Source organism: Streptomyces sp. NPDC029139, assembly GCF_055564335.1.
Window position 1 is genome coordinate 169,194 of the sequence record NZ_JBVHWN010000005.1, and the last position, 25,227, is coordinate 194,420.

General features: G+C 73.5%; 20 protein-coding genes and 1 tRNA gene. 7 read left to right on the top strand and 14 right to left on the bottom strand.

All coding sequences use genetic code 11. The features are described 5' to 3' along the window. Nucleotides 1-7: 7 nt before the first annotated feature. A complete protein-coding gene (locus ACZ4VW_RS14735) occupies nt 8-982 on the bottom strand; it encodes a methyltransferase domain-containing protein (protein WP_467962136.1) in 975 nt (324 codons plus the stop codon). A gap of 218 nt (nt 983-1,200) precedes the next feature. On the opposite strand from ACZ4VW_RS14735, the gene ACZ4VW_RS14740 reads away from it, so the two are divergent. The 4 genes from ACZ4VW_RS14740 to ACZ4VW_RS14755 all read left to right on the top strand — a co-directional run bounded on the left by ACZ4VW_RS14740 (nt 1,201) and on the right by ACZ4VW_RS14755 (nt 8,842). Beyond that, nucleotides 1,201-1,605: a globin gene (locus ACZ4VW_RS14740; RefSeq protein ID WP_467962138.1), complete on the top strand. Its 405-nt coding sequence runs from the start codon at nt 1,201-1,203 to the stop codon at nt 1,603-1,605. A 126-nt stretch (nt 1,606-1,731) separates the two neighbouring features. Continuing rightward, nucleotides 1,732-5,067 (top strand): ABC transporter permease, encoded by a 3,336-nt coding sequence (locus ACZ4VW_RS14745; protein WP_467962140.1) that lies wholly within the window; start codon nt 1,732-1,734, stop codon nt 5,065-5,067. A 32-nt stretch (nt 5,068-5,099) separates the two neighbouring features. Next, nucleotides 5,100-7,892 (top strand): FtsX-like permease family protein, encoded by a 2,793-nt coding sequence (locus tag ACZ4VW_RS14750; protein WP_467962515.1) that lies wholly within the window; start codon nt 5,100-5,102, stop codon nt 7,890-7,892. After that, nucleotides 7,889-8,842, top strand: coding sequence for an ABC transporter ATP-binding protein (locus tag ACZ4VW_RS14755; RefSeq protein ID WP_467962142.1), 954 nt, complete (start codon nt 7,889-7,891; stop codon nt 8,840-8,842). The genes ACZ4VW_RS14750 and ACZ4VW_RS14755 overlap by 4 nt, the downstream gene beginning before the upstream one ends. Before the next feature lie 141 nt (nt 8,843-8,983). Here the strand turns inward: ACZ4VW_RS14755 and ACZ4VW_RS14760 are convergent, their stop codons facing one another. From ACZ4VW_RS14760 to ACZ4VW_RS14790, 7 genes are all read right to left on the bottom strand, one after another. After that, complete coding sequence (locus ACZ4VW_RS14760) at nt 8,984-9,649, bottom strand: DUF8010 domain-containing protein (protein WP_467962144.1); 666 nt, start codon at nt 9,647-9,649, stop codon at nt 8,984-8,986. Next, nucleotides 9,646-10,068: an acyl-CoA thioesterase gene (locus ACZ4VW_RS14765; protein WP_467962146.1), complete on the bottom strand. Its 423-nt coding sequence runs from the start codon at nt 10,066-10,068 to the stop codon at nt 9,646-9,648. Before ACZ4VW_RS14765 ends, ACZ4VW_RS14760 begins: the two co-directional genes overlap by 4 nt. Before the next feature lie 2 nt (nt 10,069-10,070). Then, entirely contained in the window at nt 10,071-11,735 is a 1,665-nt protein-coding gene (gene ettA, locus ACZ4VW_RS14770; protein WP_355115412.1) for an energy-dependent translational throttle protein EttA, read from the bottom strand. 317 nt (nt 11,736-12,052) lie between these two features. Beyond that, nucleotides 12,053-13,456: a Cys-Gln thioester bond-forming surface protein gene (locus ACZ4VW_RS14775; RefSeq protein ID WP_467962149.1), complete on the bottom strand. Its 1,404-nt coding sequence runs from the start codon at nt 13,454-13,456 to the stop codon at nt 12,053-12,055. Between the two features lie 264 nt (nt 13,457-13,720). Continuing rightward, entirely contained in the window at nt 13,721-14,206 is a 486-nt protein-coding gene (locus tag ACZ4VW_RS14780; RefSeq protein ID WP_467962151.1) for a single-stranded DNA-binding protein, read from the bottom strand. Between the two features lie 228 nt (nt 14,207-14,434). Next, nucleotides 14,435-16,321, bottom strand: a complete 1,887-nt coding sequence (locus tag ACZ4VW_RS14785; protein WP_467962153.1) for a GTPase — start codon at nt 16,319-16,321, stop codon at nt 14,435-14,437. Nucleotides 16,322-16,327: 6 nt separating this feature from the next. Continuing rightward, complete coding sequence (locus tag ACZ4VW_RS14790; RefSeq protein ID WP_467962517.1) at nt 16,328-17,935, bottom strand: dynamin family protein; 1,608 nt, start codon at nt 17,933-17,935, stop codon at nt 16,328-16,330. Between the two features lie 302 nt (nt 17,936-18,237). On the opposite strand from ACZ4VW_RS14790, the gene ACZ4VW_RS14795 reads away from it, so the two are divergent. Continuing rightward, a tRNA-Arg gene (locus tag ACZ4VW_RS14795) sits at nt 18,238-18,310 on the top strand. A gap of 278 nt (nt 18,311-18,588) precedes the next feature. Here the strand turns inward: ACZ4VW_RS14795 and ACZ4VW_RS14800 are convergent. The 6 genes from ACZ4VW_RS14800 to ACZ4VW_RS14825 form a co-directional block, all read right to left on the bottom strand. Continuing rightward, nucleotides 18,589-18,822, bottom strand: coding sequence for a hypothetical protein (locus tag ACZ4VW_RS14800; RefSeq protein WP_467962155.1), 234 nt, complete (start codon nt 18,820-18,822; stop codon nt 18,589-18,591). Between the two features lie 217 nt (nt 18,823-19,039). Beyond that, nucleotides 19,040-20,209, bottom strand: a complete 1,170-nt coding sequence (locus tag ACZ4VW_RS14805) for a lactate 2-monooxygenase (protein ID WP_467962519.1) — start codon at nt 20,207-20,209, stop codon at nt 19,040-19,042. A gap of 55 nt (nt 20,210-20,264) precedes the next feature. Beyond that, the gene (crcB, locus tag ACZ4VW_RS14810; RefSeq protein WP_467962157.1) at nt 20,265-20,618 is read right to left on the bottom strand and encodes a fluoride efflux transporter CrcB; all 354 of its coding nucleotides are present in this window, start codon (nt 20,616-20,618) and stop codon (nt 20,265-20,267) included. After that, nucleotides 20,615-20,989, bottom strand: coding sequence for a DUF190 domain-containing protein (locus ACZ4VW_RS14815; protein ID WP_467962159.1), 375 nt, complete (start codon nt 20,987-20,989; stop codon nt 20,615-20,617). The genes crcB (ACZ4VW_RS14810) and ACZ4VW_RS14815 overlap by 4 nt, the downstream gene beginning before the upstream one ends. Further along, complete coding sequence (gene crcB / locus ACZ4VW_RS14820; RefSeq protein WP_467962161.1) at nt 20,977-21,396, bottom strand: fluoride efflux transporter CrcB; 420 nt, start codon at nt 21,394-21,396, stop codon at nt 20,977-20,979. Before crcB (ACZ4VW_RS14820) ends, ACZ4VW_RS14815 begins: the two co-directional genes overlap by 13 nt. 61 nt (nt 21,397-21,457) lie before the next feature. After that, nucleotides 21,458-22,159: a DsbA family oxidoreductase gene (locus tag ACZ4VW_RS14825; RefSeq protein WP_467962163.1), complete on the bottom strand. Its 702-nt coding sequence runs from the start codon at nt 22,157-22,159 to the stop codon at nt 21,458-21,460. 154 nt (nt 22,160-22,313) lie between these two features. Between ACZ4VW_RS14825 and ACZ4VW_RS14830 the strand changes: the two genes are divergently transcribed. Both ACZ4VW_RS14830 and ACZ4VW_RS14835 read left to right on the top strand, forming a co-directional pair. Then, on the top strand, nt 22,314-23,507 hold the full coding sequence (locus tag ACZ4VW_RS14830; RefSeq protein ID WP_467962165.1) for an LLM class flavin-dependent oxidoreductase: 1,194 nt from the start codon (nt 22,314-22,316) through the stop codon (nt 23,505-23,507). Between the two features lie 538 nt (nt 23,508-24,045). After that, a complete protein-coding gene (locus ACZ4VW_RS14835; RefSeq protein ID WP_467962521.1) occupies nt 24,046-25,188 on the top strand; it encodes an IS701 family transposase in 1,143 nt (380 codons plus the stop codon). The last annotated feature ends 39 nt before the right edge of the window (nt 25,189-25,227 follow it).

Below are 25,227 nucleotides of genomic sequence, written 5' to 3' on the forward strand. Positions count from 1 at the left end.
CCTCGGGTCAAGCGCTCGGCAGTGGCCAGGCATACGGCTCCCCGGGGTCGTCCAGCCAGGCCCACTGCCGCCCCGCGCTCACCGTCACCCCGAAGCGCTCCCGCTCCGGCCGCCCCTCGCGCTGCCAGAGCGAGAGCGCTTCGCGCGCGTCCAGGCTCTCCTCGGCCAGCGTGAACAGGAAGCGGAAGCGGTCGTCCTCGTACGCCTGCCGGGGCAGCCCCATCGGGCGGGCGCGCGGAAAGCGGGCGTTGCCGCCGCGCAGGGCGACGAAGTACGCGGAGGTGGGCAGGAACCGCCCCTCGGCGTGGACGGCGTCCCGCACCCGCAGCAGGACCAGCCCGGTGGACAGCGGTGTCAGGACGAGCGCGCCGGGGCGGCACTGGGCGAGCCAGGCGTCCGGGATCGACGGCAGGGTGCAGGTGGCGACGATCCGGTCGAAGGGAGCGCGCTCGGGGCAGCCGCGGGCGCCGTCGCCGGTGATCACGGTCGGCTCGTACCCGGCGGCGGCGAGATGGACGCGGGCGGACTCGGTGATCTCCTCGTCCAGGTCGACGGTGGTGACGTGCTCCGCGCCGAGCCGGTGGCTGAGCAGGGCGGCGTTGTAGCCGGTGCCGGCGCCGATCTCCAGGACGTCCTGTCCGTTCCGTACGTCCAGCGCCTCCAGCATCTCGGCCATCAGGGACGGCTGGCTGGAGGAGGAGACCAGCTCCCCGTCCCGCACCCGGGTGGCCAGCGGCTCGTCCTGGTAGGCCCCGCGCAGCCAGCGGGCGCGGCGGGCGGGGTGGGGGTGGTCGGACCGGAGCCGCTCGTAGCCGCCGGCTCCGGAGACGTAGTAGAAGGGGACGAACAGATGGCGGGGCACCTCGGAGAAGGCCGCCCGCCAGGCACGGTCGCGCAGAGCGCCGTACGCCTCGATCTCCCGCACGAGCTCCCGTCGCGCCCGCGCGCCGTCCTCGGCGAAGGGATCCTCGTGTGCGCCCATGCCTCCACTCTCCTGCGCGGCGGGTGGGGAGGCGAGTGTCCCCCGGCCGTGTCCCGGCCGTGTCCCGGCCGTGTCCCGGCCGTGTCCCGGCGAGTGTCCCCCGGCCGTGTCCCGGCCGTGTCCCGGCGATGTTCCCGGGCCCGGCGGTCCGGACCCGGGTTCCCGGCCGTGGTCCTGGACCTCCGGTCCCCGGCCGGAGCATCTGAGACCATGGAGCGGTGATGGAGATTCCGCGCGGCACACTTCAGGAGCAGACCTTCTACGAGCAGGTGGGTGGCGAGGAGACCTTCCGGCGTCTCGTCCGCCGCTTCTACCAGGGGGTCGCGGAGGACCCTCTGCTGCGCCCGATGTACCCCGAGGAGGACCTCGGCCCGGCTGAGGAGCGCCTCGTGCTCTTCCTCATCCAGTACTGGGGCGGCCCCCGCACCTACAGCGACCATCGCGGCCACCCCCGGCTGCGCATGCGCCACGCGCCGTTCACGGTCGACAAGGCGGCCCACGACGCCTGGCTGAGGCACATGCGGGACGCGGTGGACGAGCTCGGCCTGGCGCCGGAGCACGAGAGCCAGTTGTGGCGGTACCTGACGTACGCGGCGGCGTCGATGGTCAACACCGCGGACTGACGCATTCCGGAATCTGCGTCCCGGATAACGGTCACGATCGAGTCAAGGTCCCCGTGCAAGCGGTTTCCAGCGCCCCTGCCCTCTGAAAGCATCGGATGAACGTTCGGTGGGGGTTCAGGGGGATGGGTGACCGGGTTCGTACTTCTGCGTGTCAGGGCCCACCGGTTGCTGCTCTCCGCGGCGCTCCTCGCCGTGCTGCTGACCACCTCCGTCCTGGCCGCGCTCGCCGCCTTCTCCGGCTCCGTCGGCAACGCCGCCCTGCAGGGCACGCTGCGCGGCAGGGCCGCCCCCGCCGCCGCGCTGGTCGTCACCGCGCAGGTGCCGGCGGACCGGCGGGAGAGCGCCGACGCGGCCACGCGCGAGGCGGCCGGCCGGACCTTCGACGGGCTGCCCGTGAGCGTTCGGAAGCTCGAGCGCTCGGGTCCGTACGCACTGCCCCGTAGCCTCCAGGATCCGGCCGCGCGCCTGGGCGAACCCGACCTCACCCACCTCGCCGCCCTCGACCGCTCGCGCCTCACCCTCGTGCGGGGCACCTGGCCCGGCGCCGGTGTCGCCGGAGGGACCGTCGACGTCGCGGTGCCCGAGGGGTCCGCCGGTCGGCTGCGGATCGGGCCGGGAACCGTGCTCGATCTCACCGACCGGCTCGGCGGCAAGCCGGTCAGGGCCCGCGTCACCGGCCTCTACCGGCCCGCCGACCTCACCGACCTCTACTGGCAGCTGGACCAGGCCGGCGGACGCGGGGTGAAGACCGTCGTGTTCACGACGTACGGTCCGCTGGTCGCCGACCCCGCCGTCCTCGGCTCCGGGCGGGTCACCGCGGGAGAGACCTCCTGGCTCGCCACCGCCGACTTCACCGGCGTCACCACCGGCCGGATGGACGCGCTGCGCGCCACCGCCACCGCGGAGCCGAAGGCGCTCGCCGCCGACACGTCCCGGTTCGGTGGCACCGTCACCGCGCGCACCTCGCTGCCGACCGTCCTCGAACAGACCGACCGGGCCCTGCTCGTCTCCCGCTCCACATTGATGATCGTCGCCGTGCAGCTGGTGCTGCTCGCCGCGTACGCCCTGCTGCTCGTCGCCCGGCTGCTCAGCTCCGAGCGGTCGGGCGAGACGGCGCTGCTCCGGGCCCGCGGCGGTTCGCGGCGCCGGATCGCCTCCCTCGCCGCCGCCGAGGCGCTGCTGCTCGCCCTTCCCGCCGCCGTGCTCGCCCCGCTCCTCGCGGGTCCGCTGATCCGGCTGCTCGCCGACCGGTCCTCGCTCGGCGCGCTGGGCGTCCGGCTCGACGACGCCCCGCTCGGCCAGGTGTCGCTCGTCGCGGCGCTCGTCGCCGTGTGCTGTGCCGCCGCCGTCGTGGCGCCGGCGCTGAGCGGCGGGGACGGCGGGGCGGTCGCGCTCCCCAAGGGGCGTACGGCGGCGCTCCCCGCGCCCGTACGGGCCGGGGCCGACATCGGGCTCCTCGTCGTCGCGGCCGTCGCCTACTGGCAGCTCGACCGGCAGACCGGCGCCTCCACCGACGCGGGCGGCGGTGCCCTCAGCGGCGACCGGGGCGGCTCCCTCGGCATCGACCCCCTGCTCGTGGCCGCCCCCGCGCTCGCGCTGCTCGCCGGCACCGTCCTGACGCTGCGTCTGCTGCCGCCCGCGGCCCGGCTCGCCGAGCGGCGCGCCGCCGGCGGCCGCGGGCTGTCGGCCGCGCTCGCCGGCTGGCAGTTCAGCCGTCGGCCGCTGCGCGGCGCGGGCCCGGTGCTGCTGCTCGTCCTCGCCGTCGCGACGGGGATGCTCGCCATCGGACAGAGCGCCTCCTGGGACCGCTCGCAGGAGGACCTCGCCGACTTCCGTACGGGAACGGCCCTGCGGGTCCTGACCGGCGGCACCCCCGACCCGGGCGGGGCCGGGCGCTACGCGGCGCTGCCTGGGGTCGCTTCGGCCGCCCCCGCGCACCGCGCCACCACGGACTTCGCGAGCAACCGGACAGCGACGATCCTCGCCCTGGACACCCGGCACGCCGCCGACGGGTTCCTGCTCCGCGACGACCTCGCCGACCGCCCCGCCCCCACCCTGCTGACCTCGCTCGCGCCGCAGGACGCGCCCCGCCCGGGGACGGCCCTGCCCGTCGGCAGCCGGGGCCTGGCCCTCGACCTGCGGCGCACGGCGCCGCCCCGCGCCGGGGCGGTCCAGGTGACGGTCGTCCTGGAGGACCGCCACGGCATTCCGTACCGACAGCTCCTCGGGCCGCTCCCGGCCGACGGGAAGACGCACCGGCTCGCTCTCGACCTCGGCCCCGAGGGAACCGGCCCGTCGGCCGCGGGCGTGCTCACCCTGACCGGTGTGGAGCTGGACGGGCAGACCGCCGTGGGGCCGGGCGGACCGCAGACGTTCACCGTCGAGCGCCTCGTCTCGCTCCACGAGGGCGGCGAGCGCCCGCTCGACGCCGGCCGATCCCTGGCCTCGTGGAGCACGGGCATGCGCCGGACGTCGAACGGCGAGTGGGGGAACCCGCTGCCGCTCGCCGGGCGCTCCGGGACCCCCGCTCCGTTCACGGTCGGGTTCTCCGTCGCCGGCGCCCCGGAGACCGACCTCCACGCGGCCGGTCCCGAGGACTTCACCGTACGGATCGCCGCGCCGCGGCCCGCGCCGCCGCGGACGCTGCGCGGGGTGGCGAGCGACGCCTTCCTCGCGGCGGCGGGAGCGAAGAAGGGCGACCCGGTGGAGGTGTCGCTCGGCGGCCTGCGCCTGCGGGTGACCATCGTGGACCGTGTCCGGGAGCTGCCCACCACAGGCGCCGGGGCCGGGTCCGCGACCGCGCCGTCCGTCAGCTCCGACGACGGGGGCGCGCTCCTCGTCGACCTGCACGCGGTCAACCAGTACCTCGCCACCGACCGCACCGCGACCCTGCCGCCCACCGAGTGGTGGCTGACCGCCGCGCCCAGCCGGACAGCGGAGGTCGCCCGGACGCTGCGCGCCCGCCCCGACACCGATCCCGGCCAGGTGCTCGTACGGGACGAGGCCGCCGCCGAACTCCTCGGCGACCCGCTCGGCGCGGGCCCCCACGCCGCCCTGATGGCGGTGGCGGCGGCCGCGGCGGCGCTCGCGGCGGTCGGCTTCGCGGTCAGCGTGGCCGGCTCGACCCGCGAACGGGCCGCCGAGTTCGGCGTGTTGCGGGCGCTCGGCGCGCCGCGCCGCCGGCTGGCCCGACTGATCGCCGCCGAGCAGGGCCTCCTGGTGGGCATCGGCCTGCTGGTGGGCGTCGCCCTCGGCGCCGTGCTGACCCGGGCCGTCGTCCCACTGGTCGTCCTGACCGGGCAGGCGACCCGGCCCGTCCCCCGCGTCCTGGTCGAACTCCCGCCCGGACACGTGGCCCTGTTGCTCACCGGGGTCGCCGCGCTGCCGCTGCTGATCGTCGCCACGATCGCGCTGCGCCGCGCCGACCCGGCCGTGACCCTGCGCCACCAGGGGGACCAGTGACACCCACCGACCAGTCCGGAAAGGCAGCCGACATGCCCCGCGAGGACGGCGGACCCGCCGCGGCCGTGGCGCCCTGGGTGCGGACCCGGCTGCGGACGGCGCCGGGCACGGCGTGGGCCTTCGCCCTCCTCGTCCTCGTCACCACCTTCCTCGCCGCGGTCCTCCCCCGGACCGTCGACACGTACGAGACGGAGGGCCTGCGGCACGACATCGCCGCCGCCGCGCCCCGTACGTCCGTCCTCGACATCACCGCTCCCCCGCCGCCGCCCGACCTCTCGCGACGAGCCCGCGAGAGCGGCATGGGTCCCGACGCGCTGGCCCGGCAGCGAACCGCGCTGGAACGGCTGCTGCCGGCCCCGCTGCGCATCGACCCCGAGCAGTCCGTGCACGGGGTGCGGACCGTCAAGCGAGCCGCCGCGCTCGACCGCCGGCTGCCCCAGCCGTACGGGATCCCGCCCGAGTTCATGCTGGCGGCGCCGTCCGCGCTCGCCGGGCACGCGACCGTACGGGAAGGCCGGCTGCCCGCGAAGGCCGATCCCGCCAAGGGCACCGGTGAGGCGGCCGTCACCGCGGCGACGGCGACGGCGCTGCGGCTGAAGGTGGGTTCGGTGGTCCACCTGCCGGCCACGTTCTCCTCGACCCCGCTCGCCGTCACCATCACCGGCATCGTCGACCCGGTGCGCCCGGAGGGCGCCTATTGGTCCGTCGAACCGCTGCTGCGGTCCCCCCTGTACGCCGTGGTCCCGCGCGGCGACGGCACACAGTTCTACTGGCAGGCCGCGCTGCTGCTCGCCCCCGAAGGCGGCCCGCTGCTGCTGTCGGGCACCGGCGAGCCGGAGCTGTACTGGCGGCTCGCCCCCACCTCCGGGCATCTGACCGCTCAGGACGAGCCACGGCTGAGCGCGGCGCTCGCCTCGCTCTCCGGCGGCCCCGACCTGGTGAAGGTACGGGAGACGGTCGGGCCCACCGGCGCGGTCGCCACCGGTCTCGACGAGATCGTCGCCGGACACCGCGGGATGCGGGCGGCGATCGCCCCGGTCGTCGCCGTCGCGGCATTCGGCATCGGCGCCGTCGCGGCGGTCGTCCTGGCCATGACCGGCGGCCTGTTCGCCGCCCGGCGCGCCGCCGAGCTGGCGCTGCTGCGCTCGCGCGGCGGCTCGCTCGCCGGGATCGGCTTCCGGCTGCTCGGCGAGACGGCCGTCCTGGCCCTGCCCGCCGCCGGAATCGGTCTGCTGCTCGCCACGCTCGCCTTCCCCGACGCCCGCTTCCTCCCGGCCCTGGCCGCGGCCGGGACGGTGGCGCTCCTGGCCACGGCGGCGCTGCCGCTGCGCGCGCTGTTCCTGCACCGCAGGCCGCTCGCCCACGGCGGCCGCGAAGATCTGGCCGACGCCCGCCCCTCCCGGGGCCGTACGGTCGCCGAACTCACCGTCCTCGCCCTGGCCGTCGGCGCGGTCGTCGCGCTGCGCCGCCGTGGCACCGGGGACTCCGGTGACCATCTCGTGAGCGCGGCCCCGGTCCTGGTCGCCCTGATCGCCGCGCTGGTGCTCGTACGGCTGTATCCGTTGCCGCTGCGCTGGGCTGCCCGCCCGGCGCGCAGGCTGCGCGGGGCGGTCGGCTTTCTCTCCCTCGCCCGGGCCGGGCGCTCCTCGGCGACCGGCGCGCTGCCGCTGCTCGCGCTCCTCGTGGCGCTGACGACGGCGGCGTTCGGCGGTTCGGTGCTCGCCGGGGTCGCCGACGCCCGCGACCGGGCCGCGCTCCTGGAGACGGGCGCCGACGCGCGGGTGACGGGGAACGCCGACGGGGTGCCCCTGCCGGCCGGTGTCGCGACGGCGGTGCGCGGCGCGGCCGGCGTACGGGACGTGGCCGGCGTCCAGGTCGAGCACGGCCTGCTGCTGCCGGCCGATCCCTCCGGGACGGACCCCACGGCGGAGGCCCGGTCCGCACCGCTGGTGGGGGTGGAGCCGGAGTCGTACGCCCGACTCGCCCGGCAGACCGGCTTCGGCCCCTTCCCCGCCGGCCTGCTCGCGTCCACCGGCACCGGGGGCCGGATCGACCACCAGCGGGTCCTGCCGGCGATCGCCTCGCCGGCGGTCGCGGCGCGGCTCGGCGGCGAGCCGCAGAGCGTGACGGCGGCCGCGGGTGAGTTCAAGGTGCGGGTGGTGGCGGTACGAACCGCCACGCCGGCCCTGCCCGGCGGGGACTTCCTGCTGGTCAACGCCGCCGACCTGACACACCGGGCGGACACCGCGCTGCTGGTGTCGGGCTCCGCGGTGGACGGGAAGGCGCTGCGGGCGGCGGTGGCGGCGACATCGCCGGACCTCCGGGTGGAGCTGCGGACCGAGCGACGCGCCGGCTACGTGGACTCGCCGATGCAGTCGGGCGCCGAGCGGATCTACGCGGCGGCGATCGGCGCGGGCGCCGGTTACGCCGTGCTCGCCGTGCTGCTGTCCCTGCTGCAGTCCGCGCCGGAACGGGCCACGCTCCTGGCCCGGCTGCGCACCATGGGTCTGACCCGGCGGCAGGGCCGGCGGCTCCTCGGGCTCGAGGCACTGCCGCAGGCACTGCTCGCCGCGGCCGGCGGCACGCTCGTCGGCTGGGCGACGATCCTGCTCCTCGCGCCGGGCGTGGATCTGGTCCGGCTCTCCCTGGCGGCGGCCCCGGGCCACGCCGTGCCGGCCGGCGCGACCCTGCGGGCGGACCCGTGGTCGCTGGCGCTGCCGGCGCTGGGCGTGGTGGTCCTGGCGGGAGTGGCGGCCGCCCTTCAGGCGTGGTGGTCGGCGCGCAGGGGCTCGATCAAGGAACTCAGGGCAGGAGACGCACGATGACCGACATCAGCCTTGCGGAGCTGGAGCGGCGGGCGGCCGCGCACCGCGACCGGCCCTCGTACGGCCACGACGCGCTGATCGCCTGCGACCGGCTGGTACGGATCTTCACCACGGACGGGGTGGAGGTGCAGGCGCTCCAGGGGCTCGATCTGCTGGTGCGGGAGGGCGAGCTGATGGCCCTGGTGGGGGCGTCGGGCAGCGGCAAGTCGACGCTGATGAACATCCTGGCGGGCCTGGACGTGCCGACGGCCGGGGCGGCGAAGGTCGCGGGCCGCGATCTGCTGACCATGGACGCGAAGGCACGGCTGCGCTACCGGCGGGACGCGGTGGGCTTCGTCTGGCAGCAGACGGCGCGCAACCTGCTGCCGTATCTGACGGCGGCGCAGAACGTGGCGCTGCCCATGCAGTTGCGGGGGCGGAGGCGTGCGAGCCGCGCGGCGAAGGCCGAGCGGGCGGAGAACCTGCTCGCGATGCTGGAGGTCGCGGACTGCCGGGACCGGCGGCCGCACCAGATGTCCGGCGGTCAGCAGCAGCGGGTCGCGATCGCGGTGGCGCTGGCCAACAGCCCGTCGGTGCTGCTCGCCGACGAGCCGACCGGCGAACTGGACTCGGCGACGGGCGAACAGGTCTTCGCGGCCTTCCGCCGCGCCAACGAGGAGCTGGGCACCACGATCGTGATCGTCACCCACGACCAGGCGGTCGCCTCCGAGGTCCGCCGCACGGTCGCCATCCGCGACGGCCGCACCTCCTCGGAGGTGCTGCGCCGCACGGAGGTCGACGCGGAGGGCCAGGAGTCGCTGGTGGCCCGGGAGTACGCGATGCTCGACCGCGCGGGCCGGCTGCAGCTGCCGGCGGAGTACACCGAGACGCTGGGCATGGAGCACCGGGTGCTGCTGGAGCTGGAGCAGGACCACATCGGGGTCTGGCCGGACGGCAAGGATCCGGCCTGATCCGGACGTCGGGTCAGGGGATCACCGGGTCACCGGGTCACCGGGATCACCGGTCCGCGTCACCGGGCCACCGGGCTCACCGGCTCACCGCACCGGGTCACCGTCACCGTCACCGTCACCGTCACCGTCACCGTCACCGGGTCAGCGTGCCGCGGCGGCCGGGGCGAAGGTGAGGGACATCGGGACGGCGCGCACCGCTATCGAGCCGTACGGGGTACGCAGCCTGAGCCACGGCCCCGAGGCGAACAGCGCGACCGGCATCTCCTGCGGCGGCAGGAAGCCCAGCGACTGGGCGGCGTGCACGGCCCGCAGGGGCAGTCCCGTGTCGGCGAGGGTCCGGGACCAGATCTCGCGGCCGATACGGTCCCGCTCGGCCCGGGTGCGCCGCTCGTCCGGCAGCTCCTCGTCCCGGGACCGGAACTCCGCGACCGCCGCGGCGACGGCGCCGCGCATCTCGGCGACGGCGGGCACTCCGGAGACCGGCTCCCAGCCGCCCCGCGGCGGCAGGACGCCGGCCCAGGGCGGCCCGGTGACGGGGGCGGGGACGACGGCCTTGCCGACCGACTCCTCGATGCCCTCGAGGAGTTCACCGGCGGACACCGTCACATCCAGATCCACCGCGTCGGCCAGCCGCGCCGTGCGGATGGCGAGCACCTCGAACGACGGCGGCCGCCCGAACACCGCGAGCGCCCCGCCCCCCGCCTGGAGGCGGACGGCGGCGGCGCGGTCGTAGTGGATCAGCCGGGCCAGGAAGGCGGCGAGGTCCGCCGCCTCCCTGGCGTCGGCGAAGTGCAGCGGTGCGATCATGCGGCGGACGTCATCCCGTCGTCGACGTACTCCTGCAGGAAGGCCCGCTCCTCGGCGCTGATCCGCCGCGGGCGCTGGGCCTCGAGGTCGAAGGGCACGACGATCGTGGAGGCCCGTACGTACGTCACGTCCGGGTCCTTGATCTCGTACGCGATCGTCAGCGACGCCGCGCCTATCTTCGTGACCCACGACTCGATGGTCACCGGCGCGTGCCGGTGGACCAGCGGCCGTACGTAGTCGATCTCGTGCCGGGCCACGACGGACCCGCCGGAGAACGACGGCGAACCGTCGCCCGGTGCCAGCCGGAACATGAAGTCGATCCGCGCCTCTTCCAGGTACCGAAGGAAGACGACGTTGTTGACGTGCCCGAAGGCGTCCATGTCCGACCAGCGCAGGGGACAGCTGTAGATATGACGCACGCTCAGCCTCGGGTCAGCTTCTTGTACGTGGCGCGGTGCGGGCGGGCCGCGTCGGGGCCGAGGCGCTCGATCTTGTTCTTCTCGTACGACTCGAAGTTGCCCTCGAACCAGTACCACTTCGAGTCGCCCTCGTACGCCAGGATGTGCGTCGCGACCCGGTCCAGGAACCAGCGGTCGTGGGAGATGACCACGGCCGCACCCGGGAACTCCAGGAGCGCGTTCTCCAGCGAGGACAGGGTCTCGACGTCGAGGTCGTTGGTCGGCTCGTCGAGGAGGAGCAGGTTGCCGCCCTCCTTGAGCGTGAGCGCGAGGTTGAGGCGGTTGCGCTCACCGCCGGAGAGGACACCGGCGGGCTTCTGCTGGTCCGGCCCCTTGAAGCCGAAGGCGCTGACGTACGCGCGCGACGGCATCTCGACCTGGCCGACGTTGATGTAGTCCAGCTCGTCCGACACGACGGCCCAGAGGGTCTTCTTGGGGTCGATGTTGGCGCGGGTCTGGTCGACGTAGCTGATCTTGACGGTTTCGCCGATCTTGACCGAACCCGAGTCCGGGGCCTCGAGACCCTGGATCATCTTGAACAGCGTGGTCTTGCCGGCGCCGTTCGGGCCGATGATGCCGACGATGCCGTTACGGGGCAGGGTGAAGGACAGGTCGTCGACGAGGACCTTGTCGCCGAACGCCTTCGAGAGGTTGTTGACCTCGACGACGACGGAACCCAGACGCGGGCCCGGCGGGATCTGGATCTCCTCGAAGTCCAGCTTCCGCATCTTGTCGGCCTCGGCCGCCATCTCCTCGTAACGGGCGAGGCGCGCCTTGGACTTGGTCTGCCGGCCCTTGGCGTTGGAGCGGACCCACTCCAGCTCTTCCTTGAGGCGCTTGGCGCGCTTCTCGTCCTTGCGGCCCTCGACCTTGAGACGGGTGGCCTTCTTCTCCAGGTACGTGGAGTAGTTGCCCTCGTAGGGGATCGCGCGGCCGCGGTCGAGCTCGAGGATCCACTCGGCGACGTTGTTCAGGAAGTACCGGTCGTGCGTGACGGCGACGACGGCTCCCGCGTACTTCGAGAGGTGCTGCTCCAGCCAGTTCACCGACTCGGCGTCGAGGTGGTTGGTGGGCTCGTCGAGGAGGAGCAGGTCCGGGGCCTCGATCAGCAGCTTGCAGAGCGCGACGCGGCGCTTCTCGCCACCGGAGAGGTTGGTGACCGGCCAGTCGCCGGGCGGGCAGCCCAGGGCGTCCATGGCCTGCTCCAGCTGCGCGTCGAGGTCCCAGGCGTTGGCGTGGTCCAGGTCCTCCTGAAGCTTGCCCATCTCGTCCATCAGCGCGTCCGAGTAGTCGGTCGCCATGAGCTCGGCGACCTCGTTGAAGCGCTTGAGCTTGCCCATGATCTCGGCGGCGCCGTCCTGGACGTTCTCCAGGACCGTCTTGGCCTCGTCCAGCTTCGGCTCCTGCATGAGGATGCCGACGCTGTAGCCGGGCGACAGGAAGGCGTCACCGTTGGACGGCTGCTCAAGGCCCGCCATGATCTTCAGAACGGTGGACTTACCGGCACCGTTCGGGCCGACCACACCGATCTTCGCACCGGGCAGGAAGCTCAGCGTCACGTCATCGAGGATGACCTTGTCGCCGTGCGCCTTGCGCGTCTTGCGCATCGTGTAGATGTACTCAGCCAAGAGAAACCGTCCGGCAAAGAGTGAGTGGGCAGATACACCCCATCTTGCCTGACCGCCACCCCCAGGCGGAAACCAGTACCTGGGGCACTCCCTGACCTGCGGGTTCCGGATCACCCCGCGGCGGGCACGGCGGCGGTCCCGGCCGAAGCACCCGGACAGGGGAGGAGGACGTGCCGACCCGCCGGTACGTCACGATGCGTGTCCGTACGCCAGCCGCGGGACGCGCACGTGCGACGGCCCAGGTGCGCGCACGTAAAAAAACGACGGCCCCGGTGCGCGGGGTGCGCACCGGGGCCGTCGGGGGTCGTGCCGCGGGGTTACTGGCCGGCGGTCTTCTTCCTGCGGAGGAAGAACACCGCGCCGCCACCGAGGAGCACGAGGACCACGGCGACGCCGGCGATCATCGGGGTGGCGTTGGAGCTGCCGGTCTCGGCGAGGTCGCCCTCACCGGACGTGGTGCCGGTGGTGGAGCCGCCGGCCGTGGCCGGGGCGGGCTCGTTGGACGGCGTGGTGGAGGGGGTCTCCGACGGGAGCGGACCCGGCGTGGCCGTCTTGCAGTCGAGGACACCCTTGAAGGTCTTCTCGAAGCCGTTCGGGCCCTTGATCGTGAAGTCGTACGCCTGGTCCTCGACGAGCGGGACCGTCACGGTCTGCGACGCGCCGCCGGGGATGGTGACCTTCTGGCCCTTGAGCTCGAAGGTGAAGGGCTCGTCGCCCTCGTTGGAGGCGGTGATGTCCAGGCCGCCCTTGGCGCAGTTCTTCTCCGCCGTGACGGCCGGGATCGCACCCTTGGTCGCCCACGTGGCGGTGGCCTTGGCGTCGACGCTGGAGGTGCTGGTGCCCGCCAGGATCAGCGTCTGGCTCTTGACCTTGGTGGAGACGAAGGCGCGGCCGATCGGGACGGTCGTGTCGGCCTGGACCTTCAGCTCGGCGGAGCCGTCGGCGGTGCCGGCCGGGACGTCGAAGTAGACCTTGCCGCCGTTGGCGACGCTGGAGACGACCTTGCCGTCCTTGTCGACCAGCTTGACGCCCTCGGGGGCGCCGGGGGCGAGGGAGACCGCGGCCGTGGCGGCGTTGGTGTCCACCGTGACCGGGCCGAGGCGCTCGCCGGACTTACCGGCGAGGGAGGCCGGAGAGAGGCTGAGCGACGCCTTCGGCTCCGCCAGGTTCACCGCCTCCTTCTCCAGGTACGCGGTGAGCTTCTGGGCGTCCTCGTTGACCGGCTTGGCGTCGACCTTGTCCGAGAAGTGCCAGATCGCGGCCTGGGTGGCGGCGGCCGCGGTCTCCTTGGTGAGGCTCTTCGCGCCGACCTTGGCGGCCAGCTCGTCGAGCTTGTCCACCTGCGGGTAGGAGTTCTGCAGGATCCAGCGGATCTTGCCGGCGTTGTCGTTGTTGTGGAGGGACGACTGGTCCCAGCCGACCTCCTTGTACTCCTGGCCCGTCTTCGCACCGGTGTAGAGGTCGATGCAGTACGTCTGCAGCGCTCCGCCGGGCGTGACCTGCATCTCGAACAGGCCGGCCGAGACCGTGCCCTTGCCCGCGATCTCGACAGTGTCGAAGGTCGTGAGCTTGCCCAGCGTGGCGGTCGCGCCGCCGGTGCCGTCGAGGCCCTCATCAGCCGCCGCCGGTCCCGCGACAGCTATGGCGCCGGCCGCGACGAGGCCGGAGACCACGGTCGCGGCGGCAAGGCGGGCGACGCCGCGCCTCCGAACAGAAAACATGAAATTCCCCTCCGGGCGAGCTGCTCCGCGTCATTGGTCGAGACACGTGGGGGGAGCGCATCGCCTGCAGACTCACGAAGTCCCAGTTGACTCAAGCGCTGACTCAAGTCCCGTATGAGTACTCGGGAATCCTAAGGATGCGGAAGACCCGCGTGCCCCTTCATACGGTCTGATAACCATTCCGACTCGGAATCGTTATGACCAGGGGCCCCACCGCACGCGAACGCACAACCCGTAGTATCGACATATCCCCACAACTCCAGGTCAGAGCGCGGGTTCCAGTGCCTTCGCCACCTCGGCCCCCTGGACCTGCGCCCCCTCCCACGGGTCCCGCTCCGCGCCCGCGTTCCCCTGGCGTTCCGTCAGGCGTGGCTCAGTCCTCACCATCCGGCGGAACGCCGCGGTGCCCCGCGTGAGGTCGTGGCCCACCGCCACGGCGTCGATGTCCACGAAGGTCCTGCGCCGTCCGTCCTGCCGGCCCTCCTCCAGCTCCTCCTCGCGCACCCGCAACCGGCCGTGCACCACCAGCGGTTCCCCCACGGAGACCGAGGCGGCCAGGTTCACGCCGAGCGCCCGCCAGGCGAACACCGTATAGAAACTGGTGTGTCCGTCCGTCCACGCGCCCCGCTCCCGGTCCCAGCGGCGCGCGGTCACCGCGAAGCGGAACCGGGCCACCCCACCCGTCGCGGTCTCCCGGTACTCCACGCTCGTCGCCACGTTTCCGACCAGCGTCACCATCGTGTCGTTCATGTCGCCCCTCCCCTGTCCGGCCCTTGCGAGCCGCGCGCCCTTCCGGCCTTCGCGGCCCTTCCGGGCCTCCCGGCCCGCCGACTCTCTCCGAGTCCGGTCCCATGCTGGACCGGACCGCGAGCCCCTGCTCGAGGCTGTGGAGGGGCCCCGGCCTGGGGAAAAGTCCCTCACCCGAAAGGGTGAGAACGGGGACAGGAGCCACGGCGGGAAGAGGGCCGGGTGCCGAGGTCACCTCAGCCGCGCCCCCGGCCGGGTACCGCCCCACCGCACACCACCCGCCCCGCCCAGCCGTGTCACGCGCGCGCTCACCCGCGTCCCCGACACCGTCACGTACTGCTCCCGCACTTCGCGGTACCGCATCAGCTCCGCCGCGATCGGGTCCAGGACCCGGGCCCGTCCGCACGCGGCCGCCGCCTCCCGCAACTTCCGCTCGGCCTCCTGCCCGTACCGCCGGGCCGGGCCCTTGACCGCCGCGGCGCACGCCCACTCCACCAGCGGTCCGCCGACGATGCCACCGATCATGATCAGCACCGGCGGCAGCAGCCCGGGTTCCACCATGCCGACGATCTGGCCGACCAGCCACACCGCGCCGAAGACCTGCAACAACGTCATGAGGACCTGGGCGAGGACGGCCGCCGGCCACCAGCCGGGTCGCGGCGGGCGTGCGGCCGGGTCCCCGATCGTCACCGTGAGTTCGTCGAGCGCCTCGGGCAGCCCCTCGGCCCCTCGCGCCGCCGCCTCGCGGACCGCCTGCGCCCAGGGCGCAGGCAGCCCGCGCGCCGCCTCGTCGGCGACGGTCCGCACGGCCTGTTCCACCCGCTGCCGCGCCGTCAGTTCGTCCTCCACCGGCGCCTGGAGCCGCGGGTCGGTGGAGCCGTGGGCGCGGATCCGCTCGTACCAGCGGTAGAGCCGCAGCCAGGGGGTGCCGCAGGCGCGGATGGCTCCGCGGCGCCAGACGCGCTCGGCGGCCTCGCCCGCCGCGGTGGCGCCGACGGCGACCGCGAGGCTGCGCGCGAAGTCCTCCCGCGCCCGCTCGCCGAGACCGGTCTGCCCGTCGGCGACGTACACCGGCCTGAGCCGGAGGGCCGCCGCGTCGACGTCGGCCGAGAGGCGGCGCGCCGGGGCGGTCCGTTCCTGGACGAACCGGCCCAGCAGCTCACGCAGTTCGCCCACGCCCTCCCCGGTGAGGGCGGAGAGCGCGAGAACGGTGGCGCCGGGCTCGCCGTGTTCGCCGAGGGCCATGCCGTCCTCGTCGAGGAGGCGGCGCAGGTCGTCGAGGACGAGGTCGGCCGCCTCGGTGCCCAGCCGGTCGATCTGGTTGAGGACGACGAAGGTGACCTCGGCGTGGCCCGCGAGCGGGCGCAGATAGCGCTCGTGGAGAGGAGCGTCGGCGTACTTCTCGGGGTCCACGACCCAGATCACCGCGTCGACCAGGCCGAGGATCCGGTCCACGGTGTCGCGGTGGGCGGTGACGGCCGAGTCGTGGTCGGGCAGGTCGATCAGGACGAGGCCCTGGAGATCCTCGTCGCCGGCGCCGCCCGCGAGGGGACGGCGGCGCAGCCGGCTCGGGACGGCGAGCCGGTCCAGGAGGCCCGCCGAACCCTCGGACCAGCTGAGCGCGATGGGCGCGGACGTGGTGGGGCGGCGCAGCCCGGTCTCGGAGACGGGCACGCCGGCGAGGGCGTTGAAGAGGGTGGACTTGCCGCTGCCGGTCGGGCCGGCGACGGCGACGACGGTGTGGCGGGCGGAGAGCCGCTGGCGGGCGGCGGCCTCGTCCAGGACGCGTCCTGCCTCGGCGAGCCCGGCCTCGGCGAGGGCGTCGGTCTCCAGGCGGGTGCGGGAGAGGCCGACGAGTTCATGGAGGGCGTCGAGGCGGGTGCGCAGGGCTCCGCCGTAAGGCCCGACCAGGGGCGGGAGTCCCTCCCCGGAGCGCTCCGCCTCCGCGTCGGGCCCCTCGCCCGCCTTGCCGCCCTCACGCGCCCCCGCCCCCGCCCCCGCGTGTCCTTCCCCGCCCGCTTCGGCCCTCGCCTTCTCCCGCGCCTTCTCCGCCGCTCGGCGCGCGATCAGGCCGTCGTCCCAGCGGTCGTCCACCGTGGTGCCCGTGCTGCTGCTCACCGGTCGTCACTTCTCCTTCTGCAGTACGGAGAGCGCGGCGATCAGCTCCGCCTGCGGCTCCGGGGTCACGTCGAGTGCGTCGAGCGGCGCGAGGCGCCGGTCGCGTTCGGCGTGCAGGGCTCGGTCGAGGTACGTCATGACCAGCTCGCCGCCCTTGTCGCGCAGGCGCAGGGCGGCTTGGGCACCGAGGAGTTCGGCGAGGCGTTCACCGGCGCTGCGAGTGCGGCGGCCGCCGAGGAGAGCGGCGGCGAGCAGGGCGGCGACGGTGTCGGCCTCGGGGGCCGCGGTACGGGCGCTGCCCGTCCGCTCCGTGTTGCGGAGCTCCTCATCGGCCAGCTCCTCGAGGACGCGCCGCCAGCGCCGTACCGTCATCTCGATCCGTTCGTTCGCCTCCCGGTCGGGGGCGACGACGGCGGCGCCGAGGCCCGCCGCGGCGGGTTCGTGGCGCCAGGTGTCCCGTACGCGCTCGTCGGCGGCGGCGACCGCGCACTGGAGGAGGGCGGCGAGGGATTCGACGAGGGCGTCGAGGAGTTCGCCGGCGGAGCTGTCGCGGGGGTATCCGCGCCAGCGGGTACGGGCGTCCCCGGCCAGGACGGCACCGCGGCGCAGCTGCTGCCGGAGGCGTTCGCCCTGTTCCTGGTACGCCGACTCGACGGCGCCGCCGAGCCGGACGGCGGCGGCGTACTGGGCGGCGACCGCCGAGGCGAGCTCGGGGATCCGGCTGTCGAGGGAGCCGACGACCCCGGAGGCGGTACGGCTGACGGCCTGCTGACGGGCGGCGGGGTCCTGGCCGCGGTGGGCGAGCCAGGCGCGCAGCGGGGCGACGGCGGTGTCGGGCAGCAGCCCGCGCCCGCCGCCCGCGGACTCGGGCAGCTCGGGGATGGTGAAGCAGGGGACGTCACCCAGCCCGGCCTTGGCGAGCAGGGCCTCGTACTGGCGGGAGACCTCGCCGATGATCTGGTGGGGGACGCGGTCGAGGACGGTGACGAGGGTGACGTCGTACTCCTTCGCGGTACGGAGGAGGTGCCAGGGGACGGCGTCCGCGTACCGGGACGCGGTGGTGACCATCACCCAGATGTCGGCGGCGCAGATCAACTCGGCGGCGAGCAGCCGGTTCTCGACGACGAGGGAGTCGATGTCGGGTGCGTCGAGCAGGGCGAGCCCGGGGACGAGCGCGGAGGACGTCTCGACGCGCAGCGCGTTGTCCTCCGGGGGCTCCTCGGCCGGGTGGTCGTCGTCCTGCTGGGGCAGCCAGACGCGGGTGAGCTGGGGCAGGACCCGCATACCGGCGAACCAGTGGTGGTCTTCGGGGTGGCAGACGAGGACGGGCGTGCGCGTGGTGGGGCGGAGCACCCCCGCCTCGCTGACGCGCCGTCCGACAAGGGAGTTGACGAGGGTGGACTTACCAGCTCCGGTGGAGCCGCCGACGACGGCGAGGAGAGGGGCGTCGGGATCCTTCAGGCGGGGCACCAGGTAGTCGTCGAGCTGGGCGAGCAGCTCGGCGCGGGCCTGCCGGGCGCGTGGAGCGCCTGGGAGGGGGAGTGGGAGACGCACGGCGGCGACACAGTCGCGCAGGGCGGAGAGTGCGTCGATCAGCTGAGGCCGTTCGTCCAAGGTCACCACATGCGAAGAATGCCCAATTTTGGAGCATTTTTGAAGCGTATAGCGGTCCTACGCGCCGACCGAACGGCTGATGACACGGGCCTCAGGCATAACGAGTGCACAACACCCGGGCCAAGTGGCGCGAAAAGCGCTGCGGGAATCGCACCTGCCTGCGATTATCGTTCCGCTTCACCGAACCTCCACATCGTGCCACGCAGGTGAAGCAAGCGGGCCAAGGGGATCCGAGCCCTATCCTTGACCCGACAGGCCACGCCCCACCCACCAGGGGCTCCCGGCCGCAAGGCCACCACCCGGCCCCCGTAGCTCAGTGGATAGAGCAGGTGCCTTCTAAGCACTTGGCCGCAGGTTCGAGTCCTGCCGGGGGCGCAAGATCGAAGACCCTCCTTCGGGAGGGTCTTTTTGCTGGTCATGGCTAGTTTCGGGTGGTGGGACGGGGGCCGGACCGGCCCTCTGGTGTGGGTGGGGCACGTCGGGCGGTGTCCGGTTGGAACCGGGTTTCTGCGGGTGGCTGCGGAGATGGCGGGAGGCCACCCGTGCCCTGACGGGGATGGAGTGACGGTCGGACCGCGTAGGCCGTCTCTCCTGGACAGACACGCCGGCTCCGGCTCGGGGGTGGTTCAGATCGCGGTGTGGGTGCGATGGGTTCAGCGGTTCACGACCGTCAGCCGGACATCGAACGTCGCAGCCTTGACACCCTTCACCTTCTTCGGCTTCTTCGGCCCCTTCACCGATTCGACGCCGACCTGCCCACTGTCGGCGATGGTCGCGGCCACTTCGACGGCCCCGGGCGCGGCAAGCGCGCCGCAGAGCGCGAAGCCACACGCGGCTACCGCCGTTCGCCTGCGGATGATGGCCTGCATCTTCATCACCTGATTCATGCGAGTCCGCCGAATGTCCACGTTTCCCCCCTTTCCTTCAGGCGTCAAGACACGCCCGCCTCCGGGAAAGGAAGAACATTCAACGGTCACGGTGCTCATTGGTTGAGGACCTGACGAGCGACGGAACCCGTCGGATACACCGGCGCCCCCCTTCGCATGGAGACCGCAGCAGGGCTTTTGTTGACGACCCCTCACGCTGACCGGCGGGGACCGCCCCTCACCCGGCCGTCTCCGTGAGGTCCTTCCGCGTCAGGGTCTTCGGCGTCGCGTGGCCGGACAGGGCCAGGGTGAGGTCGAGTTCGGCGAGGAGGCAGCGGATGACGTGGTCCACGCCCGCCTGGCCGTCGAGGGCGAGGCCATAGGCGTACGGGCGGCCCACCAGGACCCCCGACGCGCCCAGGGCCAGGGCCTTGGCGATGTCGTCGCCCGTGCGTATGCCGCTGTCGAAGAGGACCGTCAGGCGGTCGCCGATCGCGTCCGCCACCGCCGGGAGCGCGTCCGCGGCGGCGATCGAACCGGCCACCTGGCGGCCTCCGTGGTTGGAGACGACGACCCCGTCCATGCCGGCGTCCGCGGCGGCGCGGGCGTCGTCGGGGTGGAGGATGCCCTTCAGGACGATCGGGCCGTCCCAGTTCTCGCGCAGGAACGCCAGGTCCGCCCAGGTCTTGCCCGGGTCGGAGAACATCGACACGAAGTGCATCACGGCCGCGTTCGAGTCCTCCTCGACCGGCTTCGCCAGGCCCGCCCGGAAGGCCGGGTCGGAGAAGTAGTTCGCGGTGCCCACCCCGTGCAGGAACGGCAGGTACGCCTGGTCGAGGTCGCGCGGCCGCCAGGAGAGCATCGGTGTGTCGAGCGTGACGACGAGCGCGGTGTAGCCGGCCGCCTTCGCCCGGGCGAGGAAGGAGCGGGCCACCTCGACGTCCTTCGGCCAGTACAGCTGGAACCACCGCTCCCCCTCCCCCATCGCCTCCGCGACCTGCTCCATCGGCGTGCTCGACGCGGACGAGAGGATGTACGGGACGCCCCGCGCCGCCGCCGCCCGTGCGGCCGCAGGCTCGGCGTCGGGGTGCAGGATCGACAGCACGCCGACGGGCGCGAGGGCGACCGGAGCGGGCAGCGGACGGCCCAACAGCTCCACCGAAAGGTCCCGTTCGCGCACGTCACGGAGCATCCGCGGGACGATCCGGCGCCGTTCGAGCGCGGCCCGGTTGGCTCGGGCGGTGGAACCGTCGCCCGCGCTGCCGGCGACGTAGCCGACGGGCCCCGGCCCGAGCCGCCGCGCGGTCAGTTCCTCCAGCCGGGTCAGGTCGGTGGGGAGCCGGGGCACGGCTCCGGTCAGCCCGTCGAGGTAGATCTCGTACTGGAAGTCCGCCCAGTTCATGCGCAGGTACCGCCCTTCGGAGGATCGCCGTGGGTGCACCCTGTCACCGCGGTCCGGTGCCTCACCAGGCCCCAGCGGCCACCACTCCCAGCCATACGGCTCCGAGTCCGGCGGCCAGGCTCCCGGCCACGTTCGCCGCCGCGTACCCCTTCGCCCCGCTCCCGTACAGCTTCAGCGTTTCGTAGGAGAAGGTGGAGTACGTGGTCAGCGCCCCGCACAGGCCAGTGCCGAGCAGCAGGTGCGCGCGGGTGGAGGAGACGCCGGTCAGCAGGCCGAGGACGAAGGAGCCGATGACGTTGACGGTGAACGTCCCCCAGGGGAACACGGAGTCGTGGCGCGACTGGACGGCGCGGTCGGTGAGGTAGCGCAGGGGGGCGCCGATCGCCGCTCCGGCGAGCACGAGGAGCCAGGTCACGCGCGCTTCTCCCGGCTCTTCCCGCTCTCCCCGTTCTCCCGGCCCACGTACCGGATGACCTCGCAGGCGTCGAGGATCACCAGTCCCTCCGTCACCAGCGCGTCGAGCTGCGGCAGGAAGTCACGGATCCGGTCCTCGGTGTCCACGATCACGATGGCGACGGGCAGGTCCTCGCTCAGCGACAGCAGCCGCGAGGTGTGGACGAGCGAGGACGCGCCGAAGCCCTCGATGCCCCGGAAGACGGAGGCACCGGCGAGGCCGGCCTCATGGGCCCGGTGCACGATCTCCGAGTACAGCGGGCGATGGTGCCAGGTGTCGCTCTCACCGAGGAGGATCGTCACGCGCAGGGCGCTGCCCGTCAGTCTCGCCATCGTGTTCTCCTTGCCAGGACGCCACGGGTCGCGGTGGTCGCGGCCCAGACGGCGGCCAGCGCTGCCACCACCGTCGCTCCCATGTATGCCACGCCGCGGGCCGTCTCCCCGGTGCTCAGCAGCCGCTGCGTGTCGAGGGCGTACGTGGAGAAGGTGGTGAACCCGCCGAGGACGCCCGTCCCGAGGAAGGGGCGTACGAGCGGGTGGGGCGGGGCGGCGGCCTCGGTGACCAGGACCATCAGGACGCCGAGGGCGGCGCAGCCGCAGACGTTGACCGTGAGGATCGTCCACGGGAACGCGCCGGGTGGCGTGGGCCAGACGAGCGACGCGCCGTAACGGGCTGCCGCGCCGAGGGCGCCACCGGCGGCGACGGCCCCGACGACGGGCAGCTGTCCGCGGAAGTGCATGCGGCCAGGCTAGGGGGCGCCGGTCGGCCCCGATCCGCCGGACACCCCGGGAGGACGGGCGTCAGGCCGTGCTCGCCGCCAGGGAGTCGAGGAGCGCGGCGGCCCAGCCCGCGTCGTAGTGGTCGAGGCGGGGGAAGCCGCCGTCGTACAGGTCGCCGGTGAAGACGTAAGTGGCGCCCGGGTTGTGTGCCGCGTAACCGCCGCTCGCGAAGAAGTGCGGGCTGCCCTGGATCTGCGGGCCCTGGGCCTCGTGCCACTGCTCGTACACCTCGCGCCTCCCCGCGCCCCGTCCCAGGGCGGCCTCCAGCGCTCGCGCGTCGACGTCGGGGCAGGTCTCGGCGATGTCGAGGATGACGGAGTGGACCGCTATGCAGCGGTGTTCGGTGTAGAAGGCGCGCCGCAGCCCGGCGTCGAGCTGGTCGGAGCCGCGCAGCCCGCCGACCTCGGGGGCCTTGGCGGCCTGGACGGCTTCGAGGGCGGGCAGGACGCTCGACGGGTACTCCCACGCGGGCGCGTTCCACAGGCGCCAGCCCAGTTCCGGGCGGTGGGCGCCGAGCATGACGACCTCGGCGTCGACGATGTGCTTGGGCGTGGGCTGGCGGTTGAACAGTTCGAGGGGGAAGGCACGGTGGTCGATCAGGAGGTCCTGGCCGCGGTCGGCGGCGGTGGCCCGCAGGGTGTGCAGGGCGAGCGATGCCCAGGGGCAGCCGATGTCCGACCAGGCGGTGACGACGGGTGGCCGCGCGTCTCGTACGGGAGTCATGGCTGTGAGCGTGGGTGTCCCGTTGCGGCTCGTCCAGTCGCCGCGACACACCTCGTCACCATGCCACCCGCTTTCCGGATAAGTTTCCGTTTCTCCTCCGGCTCGGGCACTATGGGGAGGACAGACTTCCTGGGGCGGCTTGGAGTGTTGTGTCATGCAGTTCGGAATCTTCACCGTCGGGGACAGGACCACCGATCCCACCGACGGCACCACACCGGGCGAGTACGAGCGGATCAAGGCGATGGTCACCATCGCCCGCAAGGCGGAGGAGGTCGGGCTCGACGTCTTCGCGACCGGTGAGCACCACAACCCGCCGTTCGTGCCGTCCTCCCCGACGACCCTCCTGGGTCATATCGCGGCCCGTACGGAGCGGCTGATCCTGTCGACGTCCACGACGCTGATCACCACGAACGACCCGGTGAAGATCGCCGAGGACTACGCGATGCTGCAGCATCTGGCTGACGGGCGCGTCGATCTGATGATGGGGCGCGGCAACACCGGCCCGGTCTACCCGTGGTTCGGGCAGGACATCCGGCAGGGCATCCCGCTCGCCGTCGAGAACTACGCGCTGCTGCACCGGTTGTGGCGGGAGGACGTGGTGAGCTGGGAGGGCCGTTTCCGTACGGCTCTCCAGGGCTTCACGTCGACGCCACGGCCGCTGGACGGCGTCCCGCCGTTCGTCTGGCACGGTTCCATCCGCTCCCCCGAGATAGCCGAGCAGGCCGCGTACTACGGCGACGGGTTCTTCGCCAACCACATCTTCTGGCCCAAGGAACACACGGAGAAGATGGTCCGGCTGTACCGCCGGCGGTACGCGCACTACGGTCACGGCACCCCCGAGCAGGCCATCGTCGGCCTCGGCGGGCACGTGTTCCTGCGCCGGAACTCGCAGGACGCGGTACGGGAGTTCCGCCCCTACTTCGACAACGCGCCCGTCTACGGCCACGGTCCGTCCCTGGAGGAGTACACGCGCGAGACGCCGCTCACGGTCGGCTCGCCGCAGGAGGTCATCGAACGGACGCTGTCCTTCCGCGAGTACGTGGGCGACTACCAGCGGCAGTTGTTCCTGGTGGACAGCGGCGGCCTGCCGTTGAAGACGGTCCTGGAGCAGCTCGACCTGCTCGGCGAGGAGGTCGTGCCGGTGCTGCGCAAGGAGTTCGCCGGCCTGCGGCCCGCCGGGGTGCCCGCGGGGCCGACCCATGCGGCTCGGGTGGCGGCGGCACGCGCCGCGGAGGCCGGTGTAGGGGCGGGTGCGGCGGAGGCCGGTGCGGGGGCGGGTGCGGCGGAGGCGGGCGGGGAGGCCGGCGCGAACGGCGATACGAAGGCCCGTACGAGGACCGGCGGGTAAGCGGAAGGCGGGGCACCGCGAGCCGCGCAAGCGGAAGGGGGCGGACACCCGCGCGTTGAGCGAGGCGGACAGGCACGGCTCCTGGCCTGGGGCATTAACCAGGAGCCGGCCCGTGCCGCCTCGTTCTGCGATGGTCGGCCCGGGCCGCACCCCGGTCAAACCCCGGCCGCAGAGTCTGTCAGATCACCCCCGCCGGGTGTGACGTCGCGACATCGGCCCGCCGGCCGCTCGCCCGGCCTCTGGTGGTCCGGCCACACCCCGCCCCCCGTCCGACCTGTGCCCGGCACCCCCTGCGGCGCTCCCCGCGTCGGCGACGGTGGTCCGGCCACCATCCGGCGGCCCAGACGGGTGCCGGGTACACCTCGTGCCACGGGCGCCCGGGCGAGACGGTTGAGGGGCAGCTGGAGGGAGCTGCAAAACCGTAGGCAGGAGTGTCGTGAGTACATCCGTCGCAACCGAGCACAGGACCCTTCTCGATCCACTGGGAATCCAGCACCGCACCGGACGCGGGCCCCAGCCCGCGGCGTACCGGAACGCGGTGGCCGACGATGTCTACGACGAGCTCTGCGCCACGCTCTTCTCCGGCTTCCCCCGGCGCGATCAGCGGCTGAAGGCGGAGCAGTACCTTCGGGGGCTGCTCACCGCGCAGGGCCGCAAGTCCATCCGTAACATCGCCGCGCAGATCGGCGGGCCGGCCGCCGAGCAGAGCCTGCACCACTTCATCTCCAGCTCCACCTGGGACTGGCGGCCCATGCGGGCCGCGCTCGCCGGGTTCCTGGAGCAGAACAGCTGCCCGCAGGCGTGGGTCGTCCGCTCGATGCCGATACCGAAGGCCGGCGAGCACTCGGTGGGCGTGGACCGCCGGTTCGACCCCGAGCGCGGGCAGGTCTTCCGGGGCCAGCAGGCGTTCGGTGTGTGGTTCGCCGCCGAGGAGCTGAGCGTCCCCGTCAACTGGCGTCTGTTCCTGCCCGATCCGTGGGTGAACGACCGCACCCGGCGCGACCGTGCGGAGGTTCCGGAGGGCGCGGGCGAGGAGACGCTGGAGGAGTGCGCGGTCGCGGCGGCGCTCGACACGGCGCGCTGGCAGGACGTCAGCCGCAAGCCGCTGCTGCTCGACATCCGGGGCGGCGCGGGGCGGGCGGCGCTGAACCGGCTGGCCGGTGCGGGAGTTCCGGTCGTCGCCCGGATCGGTGCGACGTGCCGGCTCGCGGTCGCGGACCGGTCGCTGCCCGGCTTCGGCGCGGGGCCGCTGCCGGCCCAGCAGATCCTGGAGTCGCTCAAGAGCCTGCGTCGGCCGGTGGGCTGGCTGGACACCGCGGCCGGCTCGCGCACGTCGCGTACGTCGCTGGCCACCGTGGTACGGGTCGCGCTACCGGCGCCCGCGGGGGAGCGCATGCGTCCGCTGCTGCTGCTCGGCGAGTGGGACGATCCTCGGCGGCCCCCGGCCCGGCTGTGGATCACGGACCTGACCGGCTCGACGGTCGGCTCGCTGCTGCGGCTGACGAAGCTGGCGGGGCGGGTGGAGCGTGACTTCACCCAGGTCGGGGAGGGGGCGGGGCTACGGGACTTCGTGGGCCGCTCGTTCCGCGGCTGGCACCGTCACATCACCCTGGCCTCGGCGGCCCACGCGGCGACGGTCCTGGCGACGGACTGGGACGCGGCGTACGGCTCGACCGGCTGACACCGGCCGGGGCGGGGGCGGGCGCACACGGCCCCCCGC

What these genes read in the sequence shown, in the direction of transcription:
- ACZ4VW_RS14735 (WP_467962136.1), bottom strand. Translation starts at nt 982, where the DNA reads ATGGGCGCACACGAGGATCCCTTCGCCGAGGACGGCGCGCGGGCGCGA.
- ACZ4VW_RS14750 (WP_467962515.1), top strand. Translation starts at nt 5,100, where the DNA reads ATGCCCCGCGAGGACGGCGGACCCGCCGCGGCCGTGGCGCCCTGGGTG.
- ACZ4VW_RS14755 (WP_467962142.1), top strand. Translation starts at nt 7,889, where the DNA reads ATGACCGACATCAGCCTTGCGGAGCTGGAGCGGCGGGCGGCCGCGCAC.
- ACZ4VW_RS14760 (WP_467962144.1), bottom strand. Translation starts at nt 9,649, where the DNA reads ATGATCGCACCGCTGCACTTCGCCGACGCCAGGGAGGCGGCGGACCTC.
- ACZ4VW_RS14775 (WP_467962149.1), bottom strand. Translation starts at nt 13,456, where the DNA reads ATGTTTTCTGTTCGGAGGCGCGGCGTCGCCCGCCTTGCCGCCGCGACC.
- ACZ4VW_RS14780 (WP_467962151.1), bottom strand. Translation starts at nt 14,206, where the DNA reads ATGAACGACACGATGGTGACGCTGGTCGGAAACGTGGCGACGAGCGTG.
- ACZ4VW_RS14800 (WP_467962155.1), bottom strand. Translation starts at nt 18,822, where the DNA reads ATGAATCAGGTGATGAAGATGCAGGCCATCATCCGCAGGCGAACGGCG.
- ACZ4VW_RS14815 (WP_467962159.1), bottom strand. Translation starts at nt 20,989, where the DNA reads ATGGCGAGACTGACGGGCAGCGCCCTGCGCGTGACGATCCTCCTCGGT.
- crcB (WP_467962161.1), bottom strand. Translation starts at nt 21,396, where the DNA reads ATGCACTTCCGCGGACAGCTGCCCGTCGTCGGGGCCGTCGCCGCCGGT.
- ACZ4VW_RS14825 (WP_467962163.1), bottom strand. Translation starts at nt 22,159, where the DNA reads ATGACTCCCGTACGAGACGCGCGGCCACCCGTCGTCACCGCCTGGTCG.
- ACZ4VW_RS14830 (WP_467962165.1), top strand. Translation starts at nt 22,314, where the DNA reads ATGCAGTTCGGAATCTTCACCGTCGGGGACAGGACCACCGATCCCACC.